At 32.5% G+C, this 11,729-nt stretch carries 11 protein-coding genes and 2 tRNA genes; 6 read left to right on the top strand and 7 right to left on the bottom strand.

Annotation, left to right across the window (positions count from 1 at the left end; all coding sequences use genetic code 11):
- Positions 1-3: 3 nt before the first annotated feature.
- The gene (gene truA / locus BUC03_RS11645; RefSeq protein ID WP_073152141.1) at positions 4-747 is read right to left on the bottom strand and encodes a tRNA pseudouridine(38-40) synthase TruA; all 744 of its coding nucleotides are present in this window, start codon (positions 745-747) and stop codon (positions 4-6) included.
- Between the two features lie 74 nt (positions 748-821).
- Here truA and BUC03_RS11640 point away from each other — a divergent pair, with 74 nt between their 5' ends.
- Positions 822-1,316: a metallophosphoesterase family protein gene (locus tag BUC03_RS11640; RefSeq protein ID WP_073152138.1), complete on the top strand. Its 495-nt coding sequence runs from the start codon at positions 822-824 to the stop codon at positions 1,314-1,316.
- A 71-nt stretch (positions 1,317-1,387) separates the two neighbouring features.
- Here BUC03_RS11640 and BUC03_RS11635 read toward each other — a convergent pair whose 3' ends face one another.
- Entirely contained in the window at positions 1,388-1,798 is a 411-nt protein-coding gene (locus tag BUC03_RS11635; RefSeq protein WP_073152135.1) for a DUF4293 domain-containing protein, read from the bottom strand.
- 195 nt (positions 1,799-1,993) lie between these two features.
- Between BUC03_RS11635 and rho the strand changes: the two genes are divergently transcribed.
- Complete coding sequence (rho, locus tag BUC03_RS11630; RefSeq protein ID WP_073152133.1) at positions 1,994-3,634, top strand: transcription termination factor Rho; 1,641 nt, start codon at positions 1,994-1,996, stop codon at positions 3,632-3,634.
- Positions 3,635-3,794: 160 nt separating this feature from the next.
- Here rho and rpsT read toward each other — a convergent pair whose 3' ends face one another.
- The 4 genes from rpsT to proS form a co-directional block, all read right to left on the bottom strand.
- The gene (gene rpsT, locus BUC03_RS11625; protein WP_073152130.1) at positions 3,795-4,043 is read right to left on the bottom strand and encodes a 30S ribosomal protein S20; all 249 of its coding nucleotides are present in this window, start codon (positions 4,041-4,043) and stop codon (positions 3,795-3,797) included.
- A gap of 34 nt (positions 4,044-4,077) precedes the next feature.
- Positions 4,078-4,149 (bottom strand) — tRNA-Glu (locus tag BUC03_RS11620).
- Positions 4,150-4,195: 46 nt separating this feature from the next.
- Positions 4,196-4,267: transfer RNA gene (locus BUC03_RS11615), tRNA-Glu, on the bottom strand.
- Positions 4,268-4,350: 83 nt separating this feature from the next.
- On the bottom strand, positions 4,351-5,829 hold the full coding sequence (gene proS / locus BUC03_RS11610) for a proline--tRNA ligase (protein ID WP_073152127.1): 1,479 nt from the start codon (positions 5,827-5,829) through the stop codon (positions 4,351-4,353).
- A gap of 102 nt (positions 5,830-5,931) precedes the next feature.
- On the opposite strand from proS, the gene BUC03_RS11605 reads away from it, so the two are divergent.
- Together BUC03_RS11605 and BUC03_RS11600 are read left to right on the top strand one after the other, a co-directional pair.
- On the top strand, positions 5,932-7,029 hold the full coding sequence (locus BUC03_RS11605; RefSeq protein WP_073152124.1) for a hypothetical protein: 1,098 nt from the start codon (positions 5,932-5,934) through the stop codon (positions 7,027-7,029).
- Between the two features lie 6 nt (positions 7,030-7,035).
- Positions 7,036-8,556: an OmpP1/FadL family transporter gene (locus BUC03_RS11600; RefSeq protein ID WP_073152121.1), complete on the top strand. Its 1,521-nt coding sequence runs from the start codon at positions 7,036-7,038 to the stop codon at positions 8,554-8,556.
- A gap of 72 nt (positions 8,557-8,628) precedes the next feature.
- Here BUC03_RS11600 and BUC03_RS11595 read toward each other — a convergent pair whose 3' ends face one another.
- A complete protein-coding gene (locus BUC03_RS11595; RefSeq protein WP_073152119.1) occupies positions 8,629-9,756 on the bottom strand; it encodes a DegT/DnrJ/EryC1/StrS family aminotransferase in 1,128 nt (375 codons plus the stop codon).
- A gap of 95 nt (positions 9,757-9,851) precedes the next feature.
- Between BUC03_RS11595 and BUC03_RS11590 the strand changes: the two genes are divergently transcribed.
- On the top strand, positions 9,852-11,105 hold the full coding sequence (locus tag BUC03_RS11590) for a 3-deoxy-D-manno-octulosonic acid transferase (protein ID WP_073152116.1): 1,254 nt from the start codon (positions 9,852-9,854) through the stop codon (positions 11,103-11,105).
- A 201-nt stretch (positions 11,106-11,306) separates the two neighbouring features.
- Positions 11,307-11,708, top strand: coding sequence for a hypothetical protein (locus BUC03_RS11585; protein ID WP_073152113.1), 402 nt, complete (start codon positions 11,307-11,309; stop codon positions 11,706-11,708).
- The last annotated feature ends 21 nt before the right edge of the window (positions 11,709-11,729 follow it).

Here is an 11,729-nt window from a genome sequence, read left to right as displayed (position 1 = left end):
TAATTAAATTAAAACCGTTTTAGGATATTCTACTTTTGTTAAAAATAAGCCTTTAGCATCTACAGACTTCCCTGCGTTACTTCTATTTCTAGAAACAATAACATTTTCAAAATCTTCTATACTCAACTTATGCAAACCAACCTCTATAAGTGTACCTACAATTGCTCGTACCATATTTCTTAAAAATCTGTCTGCTTTTATAGTGAAAACTAACAAATCTTCTTGCTTAATCCATTCTGCAAATACAATATCACAATTATAAGTGTAGACATCTGTTTTAGATTTAGAGAAACATTTAAAATCTCTATGTGTAAGTAAAATTTTTGCTGCTTCATTCATTAAATCTAGATCTATCTCTTTCTTTACATAGTAAGAATAAGCCTCCACAAATGGATTTTTTTGCGTAGTTACATAATATTTGTACTCTCTTGCAACCGCATCAAACCTAGCGTGGGTTTCGTCTTGTACTTGGTAAATTGCATTTATTGCAATTTCTTTAGGTAATAAAGTATTGAGCTTAAACTTTAATTGAGGCGCATTAATTTTTGCCTCCACATCAAAATGTGCTATTAATTGTTTGGCATGAACACCTGCGTCTGTTCTACCAGCACCTACCACATTTATTTTTTTTTGAAAAGCAACACGTAAGGCTTTTTCTAAATTTTCTTGTACAGAAATAGCGTTGGGCTGTATTTGCCAACCGTGAAAAAGACTACCATCATAAGCTAAATCTATAAAATACCTCAAGGTTTTTCTTATTTTTGCTCGGCAAAGATACTTAAAGAAAATTTTCTAAGTCTTAAAAACACCTCTAATTCATTTTGAAAAAAATACTACTTCTCAGTGACAACCATAGCTATATTGATGACCGAATTTTATCTTACGCAGAAAAAGCTGATGAAGTTTGGCACGCTGGAGATATTGGCTCTTTAAAAGTAACAGATGCTTTAGCAGAAAAAGCTTTACTAAGAGCTGTTTTTGGTAATATAGATAATCACAAAGCCCGTAAAGAATTTCCTTTAGTTAATCGTTTTTATTGTGAAGAAGTTGAAGTAGTGATTACTCATATTGGTGGCTACCCAGGAAGATATTCTCCAGCAATTCGGGAAGAAATTCAACAAAAACCTCCACAACTATTTATTAGCGGTCATTCTCATATTTTAAAAGTAATGAATGATAAAAAACTAGGTTTATTACACATGAACCCTGGCGCCTGTGGCAAACACGGTTTTCATCAAGTAAGAACCATGCTTCGCTTTACTATTGATGGCAAAAAAATTGACAACTTAGAAGTTATAGAATTAGGTAAACGATAATTTAAAAACTAAAAAACCCAAAAGACAAAGCTTTTGGGTTCTTACGCACTAATACTACTAAGATGTTAGGTTTATCGTAAACGATCTGCTGATTTTACGAGCGCTTCATCCTTCTTAACAGCCTTGTTGGCTAGCACTAAAAAAACGATAGAAAGTACAGGAATAAGCATCCCAATACCCTTCTCAGAAATTTGCATTTCTCCAGGTAAGCTTAGCGACCAGTAAACAAAAAATCCTAGTAAAATAAAGTTCAATATTATATTTAGACGTCCCAAAACAAATTGCAACTGTCTTTTTTTAAATAGAAAAATAGTAATAAATGCTAATAAAGCAGATCCACTTAATAGAGATAATACTAATAATTGGTCTACAGCAAAAATAGATTCACCATCTTCTGCATACCATAAAGGTACAAAAAAAGGCAAAACCGCAGTTAATAAAACCACTATAAATAAATATACACTTTGTATTCTTTGAATCATAATTTATTATAAACTCTACGCAAAAATATAAGATTCTTTTCAAAATAGCACTTTAAAAATTAAAATAAAGTTGTATAATTGCATATACAATTCGTAACCACTTCAAAATAAGGTTACTTACAACTTCATTTTTTTATTCTTCTTTAAAAAAATAAACAAATCTTAAAAAATAAACTTTTATATATTTTTGAATAAATGTTAGAAATTTCAGAATTAAAAGCAAAGAAACTCCCAGAACTTCAGGAGATTGCAAAAACTTTAAATGTACCTAAGTATAGAACTTTAAAGAAATTAGACTTAGTGTATCAAATTCTAGATTACCAAGCTGCTAATCCTAAAAAGGCTCAAGAAGCTTTGACTGAAGATTCTAATACAGATTCTCAACCCAAACAAGAGACTAAAAGACCACGTAAAAGGACAAGAACCATCCCAAATACTACTTTAAAGTCTGATGTTAAAGAGCAAAGCGATAATAAACCGGTTAGCAAAAACACTACCGATACCGCCAAAAGCAAAGAAGTTACCACTTCTACTTCTGAAAAAACAGAACCAAGCAAGCCTAACAAAAATACAAGACCTGTAAAGGAAAAAAAGGCTCCAGAACACAAAAAAGAACAAGCTAAATCTAGCAACAAAAATAGAAACAACCAAAACAACAACTCTTCTAAAAACAACGGTAACAGAGACAACAGAAACCGTTACAAAGAACCAGATTACGAGTTTGACGCTATTATAGAAAGTGAAGGAGTTTTAGATATCATGCAAGATGGTTACGGTTTTTTAAGATCATCTGACTATAACTACCTTTCTTCTCCTGATGATATTTACCTTTCTCAGTCTCAAATTAGATTATTTGGTTTAAAAACAGGAGATACTGTTTTAGGTCAAGTAAGACCACCAAAAGAAGGTGAAAAATACTTCCCTTTAATAAAGATTAATAAAATTAACGGTTTAGACCCACAAGTAGTAAGAGATAGAGTTTCTTTTGAACATCTTACACCGTTATTTCCTCAAGAAAAATTTAATCTAGGAGAAAGACAAAGCACTTTATCTACTAGAATCATAGATTTATTTTCTCCAATAGGAAAAGGACAGCGTGGGATGATTGTATCTCAACCAAAAACGGGTAAAACCATGCTTCTTAAAGATGTAGCAAATGCTATAGCTGCTAATCACCCAGAAGTATATCAAATTGTACTTTTAATTGACGAGCGCCCTGAAGAAGTTACAGATATGCAACGCCATGTGAAAGGTGAAGTAGTTGCTTCTACTTTTGACAAAGAGGCACACGAACATGTTAGAGTAGCTAATATTGTACTAGAAAAAGCTAAAAGATTGGTTGAATGTGGCCATGATGTTGTTATTCTTTTAGATTCTATTACGAGACTTGCAAGAGCTTACAATACCGTTCAACCCCCTAGCGGAAAAGTTTTAAGTGGTGGTGTAGACGCAAATGCTTTACACAAACCTAAAAGATTTTTTGGTGCCGCTAGAAATATAGAAGGTGGCGGCTCTCTATCTATTATAGCTACTGCACTTACAGATACTGGATCTAAAATGGACGAAGTTATTTTTGAAGAATTTAAAGGTACCGGTAACATGGAACTACAGTTGGATAGAAAAATTGCTAACCGTAGAATATTCCCTGCCATTGACCTTACTTCTTCAAGTACAAGAAGAGATGATTTATTGCTAGACGAGACTACACTACAAAGAATGTGGGTGCTACGTAAATACCTTGCAGATATGAATCCTATAGAAGCTATGGAATTTATAAATCAGCGTATTAAACAAACTAAAAATAATGAAGAGTTTTTAATCTCTATGAACGGTTAAAAAACACCTCTATTATAAAAAAAAGCGATACATTTATTTATGTATCGCTTTTTTTTATAATAAATATCTAGCATTTAACTAGAAAACACCACGAATAAAAAAAGCCCCTTTAAAAGGAGCTTAATATTCTGAACACTAAATTTAACTAAATAACCAACTCTTAAAGAGATGCTACGTGCTTAGCTAATTTAGATTTTAAATTAGATGCTTTGTTAGCGTGAATAATATTATTCTTTGCCAATTTATCAATCATAGATACAACACTAGGGAACATTGTTTCAGCTTCCTTCTTTTCTGCACCTTTCAATTTTTTGATGGCATTACGCGTAGTTTTATGTTGGTAACGGTTTCTTAAACGCTTAACCTCACTGTTACGTATTCTTTTTAATGCCGACTTATGATTTGCCATAACCCTATATTTATTTCTTAATTTCTAAAAATAGTAGTCCGTAGGGGAATCGAACCCCTGTTACCAGGATGAAAACCTGGCGTCCTAACCCCTAGACGAACGGACCATTAATCAATAATTCAATAACAAGTTTCACTCTGAAACTTTAGTTGTAGTCCGTAGGGGAATCGAACCCCTGTTACCAGGATGAAAACCTGGCGTCCTAACCCCTAGACGAACGGACCATTTTCTTGCTAAAATGCGGTTGCAAAAATAAGACTTATTTTGAATGCAACAAATAATAATTCACATTTTTTTTATTTTTTTTTTAATACGCCTTAGCAAACAAAACTCTTTGTGCAGATTTTTTTCCTGTAAACACACAATTACCCTCTTTTACTTCTCCATCAAACGGTATACATCTAATAGTTGCTTTTGTAAGCTCTTTTATCTTATTTTCTGTTTCTGGAGTTCCGTCCCAATGTGCTGAAATAAATCCTCCTTTAGCTTTTAAAACTTCTTTAAACTCTTCGAATGTATCTACTTCTGTAATATGGTTATCTCGATAAGATTTTGCTTTATTAAATAGATGATCTTGAATTTCAACCATCAATCCAGTAATTTTATCTACCACTTCTGTTTGCGCTACAAATTCTTTGGTAAGGGTATCTCTTCTCGCTAACTCTACAGAACCTTTTTCTAAATCTTTAGGTCCTATTGCTAATCTTACTGGTACACCTTGCAATTCGTATTGTGCAAATTTCCAACCAGGTTTATGGGTATCTCTATTGTCGTATTTAACAGAAATTCCTGCCGCTCTCAAATCTGCAGCTAATTGATTTGCTACTTCTGAAATTTGATTTAATTGCTCTTCTCCTTTATATATAGGTACAATTACCACTTGTACTGGCGCTAATTTTGGAGGAAGCACTAAACCTTTATCGTCACTATGGGTCATAATTAAGGCTCCCATTAATCGAGTAGAAACTCCCCAACTAGTAGCCCAAACGTGTTCTAACCCACCTTCTTTAGATGCATATTTAACATCAAACGCTTTAGCGAAGTTTTGCCCTAAAAAGTGAGAAGTTCCTGCTTGCAAAGCTTTACCATCTTGCATTAATGCTTCTATACAATAAGTATCTACCGCACCTGCAAAACGTTCACTTTCTGTTTTCTTTCCTTTTATCACAGGAATTGCCATGAAATTTTCAGCAAATTCTGCGTAAATATTATTCATTTGTTCAGTTTCTGCTATTGCTTCTGCTTTTGTAGCATGAGCAGTGTGCCCTTCTTGCCATAAAAACTCTGCGGTTCTTAGAAACAATCTTGTTCTCATTTCCCAACGTACAACATTTGCCCATTGGTTAATTAAAATTGGTAAATCACGGTAAGATTGAATCCAACCTTTATAAGTGTTCCAAATAATAGCTTCTGAGGTTGGTCTTACCACTAATTCTTCTTCTAACTTTGCATCAGGATCTACAATTAGTTTACTACCATCTTCAGGATCTGTTTTTAATCTATAGTGTGTTACTACAGCACATTCTTTAGCAAAACCTTCCGCATTCTTTTCTTCTGCTTCAAATAAACTTTTAGGTACAAATAATGGAAAATATGCATTTTCATGACCTGTAGCTTTAAATTTAGAATCTAATTCAGCTTGCATTTTCTCCCAAATAGAATATCCGTAAGGTTTGATAACCATACATCCTCTTACTGCAGAGTTTTCTGCTAGGTTAGCCTCTACCACTAACTCATTATACCATTTTGAATAGTCTTTATCTCTCGGGGTTAGCTTTTTGCTCATTATTTGGTATTTGGCACAAATGTTGCGCTTATATTAATAACTTTTTTTAGTTAGCACAAAACTAACTAAATTTGATATGTAGAACAATAAAAAACTTGAGATATGCAAACTCTATACAATTTCCTAAAAAATAAAACTTTAATATACTGTAGTATAGCCTGTTCTGCATTACTTATCTCTTGCAGTTCTTCCCAAAACACACAATATAGTGATGGTATTTACACACCTAACCCAAACGATTCTAACTATAGTGCCGAGCAAACACCGCAAAGCAATAAACAAGTAGTACAAAACACTACAAAAGACGGTGCATACTATCAAAATTACTTTGCAGAGCAAGCGCAACAAATTTCTGAAGCACAGCAATACAATTCTGATGAAGAAATTTTTACCGATGTAGAAACTTATTCTTCAGAAAATAATCAAGATACAATAAGTAATGAAGAGAATGTTATCTATGCAGATGATTATGATTATTATAATGAAGGTGCTTCTTGGGGATCTAACCCAACTACCGTAGAGGTAAATTATATTAATACAGGTTTTAACAATCCGTATATATATGGCCCATATGGCTGGGGAGGTGGTTATTACAATTCTTGGAACGTTGGGTGGGGCTGGAATAGCTATTACCCATATAATAGATGGGCCGTAGGTTTCTCTTGGGGCTGGGGAGGTTATTATTACCCTTGGGGTGGAGGTTTCTACGGAAACTACAATCCTTATTACCACCATTATTATAACAACAATCACTATAATAGATCTTATAGAAGAAGTTACGCTAATTCTGGAAGAAGTAATTATAACACTAATAGAACAGCAAGCGTTAATAGAAGTAACTATAGCAGAAATAATAGTAATGCAAGATCTAATAGTATTAATAGAAGTACCATTACCAGAAAAAATGTTAGAAACTCTAGTAATTTAAATGCAAATACTAGAAGTAACTCTACAAGTACTAGATCTACTAGTAATTCTAGAGTTAATTCAACAAATACAAGATCTGGTTATTACAATAATTCTACCAGAACAAGAAGCACCACCACAAGAACAACAATACCAAGTTCTACAAGATCTTACAGAACTACAAGCCCTTCTAGCACGAGAAGTTCTTCAGGGACTTTTAGCAGAAGTAGCAGTACCAGAAGCAGCGGATCAAGCAGAAGTTCTAGCGGAAGACCTTCATCTTCTAGAAGATAAAAAGTTATGAGATTAAGATTAATACTTCCAGTATTCACTTTGCTAAGTTCTCTTGCGTATGCACAAAATATGCAAGAGGCTTATCAATTTTCTACCTCTGAATTGAACGGAACAGCCAGATATACATCTATGTCTGGTGCATTTGGAGCACTAGGTGGAGATATTTCTGCTTTAAAAGATAACCCAGCAGGGTCTTCTGTTTTTTTAAATAATTACTTTTCTGGTACACTTACATCTAGGTTTTACAAAAACGAATTAAATGTATCAGATAATCTATCTACCGCTAGAAAAAACAATATTGACCTTAACCAAATTGGAGCTGTATTTGTATTTAACAATTACAACGAAAAGGCTACTATTAACAAATTTACAATAGGCTTTACCTACGACAAAACTACCAGTTTAGACAATTCTCTAGACTGGCAAGGTAATACAGATAATTCTTACGCTAATTACTTTTTAAGTCAAGCACAAGGTATACCTGTTACAAGTTTAGAGGCAGAACAAGGTATTTACCAACAATACGACCAGTTATTTTATGCAGACTTGTCTCAACAAAATTATACAAACCCTCAAGCCCAGACTGCCTTTTTAGGTTACCAAGCATATTTAATTGATCCCGTAACAGAGTTTGATGACAACTCTGAATATACATCTAACATAACTGGCGGTGAATATTTACAAGAATATAAATTTTTATCTAACGGTTTTAACGGGAAATTTTCTGGAAACGCTTCTTTAGCTATAAAAAATAAATTACTATTTGGGCTAAACCTTAACGCACACATTATTAATTATGAACGTAATACTCGTTTATATGAAGATACAGGTAACGGTAATGCTGTTGAAACTATTTTTTACGAAGAAAATACTCTAACCTTAGGTAGCGGTTTTTCTTTTGATTTAGGTACCATTTATAGAGTTTCAAAATCTATTAGACTGGGTGCTAGTTACCAATCACCTACTTGGTACACTATTCATGATGAAACTTCTCGATATTTAAGAACAAGCTCACAAACTTCAGCAATTGGAAATAATATTTTAAACCCTGATATTATAGATATTTACCCTAATTACAATTATAAAACAGCAGGTAAGGTAAATGGAAGTCTAGCATATATTTTCGGAAAAACTGGATTAATTAGTTTTGAATATTCTTACACAGATATGTCTAACAATGAATATAAATCTGACGATTACAATATAAACTCTTTAAATAATACCATTAATGAAAATTTTACCGCTGCATCTACTTACAAAATAGGAGGCGAATACAGAATCAAAAAATGGAGTGCAAGAGCTGGATATAGATTTGTTGAATCTCCTTATAAAGATAAAAGTACTGTTGGTGATTTAACTGGTTACTCATTAGGTTTAGGGTATAATTTAGGAAATACAAGAATTGACTTAGCTTATTACCGATCTTCTCAAGATTTTGAAGGTAACCTTTACCTAACTAATTTTAACAATGCAAGCAATACGAGAATAACATCTAATATAGCTGCAACTTTCTCTATTAATCTGTAGACATTAGAAAGTAATAAATAAAAAAGCCTGAGTTAGTAAAAACTCAGGCTTTTTTATTCAACAAACAACTTCTTATACAGTTTTATTTATAATAGAAGTTATCAGCTTTATTTGTTCTTCTTCTAACTCTGTATGCATAGGTAAAGAAATAACTTCTTTCACTAATTGATTAGTTACAGTAAATTTATCTTCATCATACCTTTCATCTTTATAAGCTTTTTGTAAGTGAAGCGGAATTGGGTAATAAATACCAAACGGAAGATTATTTTCTTGAAAAACTTTAGCAAGCTCATCACGTTTACCATTTTTCACTTTAATAGTATATTGATGAAACACATGCGTATCATCACTACCAATTATTTCTGGAACTTCAATATTCTCATTTTCTTTAAGTTCTTCAGAATACAATTTTGCTGAATTTCTTCTAGCATCATTATACTTATCTAACAAAGGTAGTTTAGCTCTTAAAACTGCTGCCTGAAAACTATCTAATCTAGAATTAACACCTACAACATCATGATGGTAGCGCTCATACATACCGTGATTAACTATCCCTCTTATCGTATGCGCTAACTCATCGTTATTGGTAAAAATAGCCCCTCCGTCTCCATACGCTCCTAAATTCTTTGAAGGAAAAAATGAAGTTGTACCCACATCTCCAATAGTACCCGTTTTTTTTGTAGAACCATCGTTAAAGTGATAATTTGCACCAATTGCTTGAGCATTATCTTCAATAACATATAAATTGTGCTCTTTAGCTATTTCTAAAATTTCATCCATATTAGCAGTTTGCCCAAAAAGATGCACAGGTACAATTGCTTTTGTTTTAGGAGTAATTGCTGCTTTTATAGCATCTGTATCTATATTATATGAGACTGGATCTACATCTACCAAAACAGGTGTTAAATTTAAAAGCGCTATCACTTCTACGGTAGCTGCAAAAGTAAAATCTGCAGTAATCACCTCATCACCAGGTTTTAGACCTAATCCCATCATTGCAATTTGCAATGCATCTGTACCATTTGCACAAGGAATTACGTGTTTTACTCCTAAATATTCTTCTAATTCTTTTTGAAACTGATGAACCTCTGGTCCGTTAATAAAAGAAGTATTTTCAATAATATTTTGAATTGAACTATCTACTTGCTCCTTAATTGCTTGGTATTGACCTTTAAGGTCTACCATTTGAATTTTTTTCATCCTATCATTTTTCTGAACACAAAAATAAGAAATAAAGAAGCTATAAACGCCTAATTTTTAACTAAAGCTTTATTTTAGCATAAATTTCTTTTACGTTGAAGCTACTCTATAATTTATTCATATTTCTTACCGAAAAAATAGGCTTACCTATTGCCTCAATTTTCAGTAAAAAACTCCAAAAATTTACTCAAGGAAGAAGACATGTTTTTAAAGAATTAGAGTTAGAGCAGTTTTTAGAAAAAAATATTATTTGGTTTCACGCAGCATCTTTAGGCGAGTACGAGCAAGGCTTACCAATTATGGAAGAAGTTTTAAAAGCCTACCCAAGTTATGAGCTTTTATTAACTTTTTTCTCTCCATCTGGTTACGAGGTAAAAAAACACAATTCTATAGCTACCTATGTATATTACCTTCCATTAGATACTGCTAAAAATGCAAAACGCTTTGTACAACTTACACAGCCCAAACTTGCTGTATTTATAAAGTATGAAATATGGCCAAACTACTTAAATGCACTACAAGCAAACAATATAAAAAGTTTATTGATTTCTGGACTATTTAGAAAAAATCAAATATACTTTCAACCCTACGGAAAGTTTTTACTAAAAGCTCTACACAATTTTAATCATCTTTTTGTACAAAATGACACTAGTCTAAAAATTCTCCAGCAAAACGGAATAACACATTCATCTATTAGTGGAGACACTAGATTTGATAGAGTTAATTTACAACTACAAGCAGATAACCATTTAGATTTTATTGAAAATTTTAAAAGTGACCAACTGTGTGTTGTTTTTGGTAGTACCTGGCCAGAAGGAGAAGAGTATATTACTAAATTTATAAACGCTTCTACCAGTAACACCAAATATATTATTGCTCCGCACCAAATTAAAGATGAAAAAATAAAGAATCTCAAAAAGAATTTAAATAAAAAAACAATTCTTTATTCTGAATTAGCAAATCAAGACATATCTACTTATAATGTTCTAATTGTAGACACCATTGGTTTACTTTCTAAAATTTATTTCTATGCAGATATTGCCTATGTGGGGGGCGCAATAGGCAGTACAGGATTACACAATATTCTAGAACCCGCAACCTTTGGTGTGCCAATAATTATTGGCGCAAATCACAAAAAATTTCCTGAAGCCCAAATTTTAAAAGACTTAGGCGGGTTATTTTCTATTCAGAATTATGAAGAATTTGAAAAAAACCTCTCTCAATTACTAACTAATCCACAACACAGATTAAATTGTGGTGCAGCTAGCAAAAACTATATACAAAACAATAAAGGAGCTACTCAGTTGGTTTTAAATTACATTTCTAAGCAAAGGCTACTAATTTTATAATTTATTTAAAATATATTATACAATTTAAATAAATAAAAAAGAAAATATATATTTTAGCACCAAATAACTATTGTATATAAATTTTAAAAAGACTAATTTTACCACTTATCTTTTCTGAATTTATCTTTTAAACAATCATAATTTTAGATTATATAAATTAATAACCAAACCAGAGTATAAATCAAATTAAATTCAAAAATCATGAAAAAATCAATTTTCTTTTTAGCAACGTTATTTGCATTCAGTACAACTTTAATTTCTTGTAGAGATACTAAAGACGCTGAAACTAAAATGGAAGAAGCTACTGAAGAAGCAGAAGCTAAAATGGAAGAAGCTTCAGAAAATGCTGAAAGCGCAATGGATGATGCAGAAGCTGCTATGGAAGAAGCTGCTGAAGAAACTGAAGGTGCTATGGAAGAAGCAGGTGATGCTGTAGACCAAGCTACTACAGAAGCTGGTGAAGCTGTAAACGATGCTGCTGAAGCAACTGAAGGTGCTGTTAAAGATGCTGCTAACGCTACAGAAAGTGCTGCTAAAGACGCTGCTAACAAAGCAGGTGACGCAGTTAAAACTGGAACTGATAAAGTTAAAGCTCACATGTAATCTTTACATATATTACATAAA

Source organism: Mesonia phycicola (assembly GCF_900141885.1).
Classification (GTDB): Bacteria; Bacteroidota; Bacteroidia; order Flavobacteriales; family Flavobacteriaceae; genus Mesonia; species Mesonia phycicola.
Note: the sequence above shows the minus strand (reverse complement) of the source record. Positions and strands in the feature narration are given on the sequence as shown.

Bases quoted from the DNA above. Each gene is read 5' to 3' on its own strand.
- BUC03_RS11605 (WP_073152124.1), top strand. From the start codon at position 5,932: ATGCAAACTCTATACAATTTCCTAAAAAATAAAACTTTAATATACTGT.
- BUC03_RS11600 (WP_073152121.1), top strand. From the start codon at position 7,036: ATGAGATTAAGATTAATACTTCCAGTATTCACTTTGCTAAGTTCTCTT.
- rho (WP_073152133.1), top strand. From the start codon at position 1,994: ATGTTAGAAATTTCAGAATTAAAAGCAAAGAAACTCCCAGAACTTCAG.
- proS (WP_073152127.1), bottom strand. From the start codon at position 5,829: ATGAGCAAAAAGCTAACCCCGAGAGATAAAGACTATTCAAAATGGTAT.
- rpsT (WP_073152130.1), bottom strand. From the start codon at position 4,043: ATGGCAAATCATAAGTCGGCATTAAAAAGAATACGTAACAGTGAGGTT.
- BUC03_RS11635 (WP_073152135.1), bottom strand. From the start codon at position 1,798: ATGATTCAAAGAATACAAAGTGTATATTTATTTATAGTGGTTTTATTA.
- BUC03_RS11595 (WP_073152119.1), bottom strand. From the start codon at position 9,756: ATGAAAAAAATTCAAATGGTAGACCTTAAAGGTCAATACCAAGCAATT.
- BUC03_RS11585 (WP_073152113.1), top strand. From the start codon at position 11,307: ATGAAAAAATCAATTTTCTTTTTAGCAACGTTATTTGCATTCAGTACA.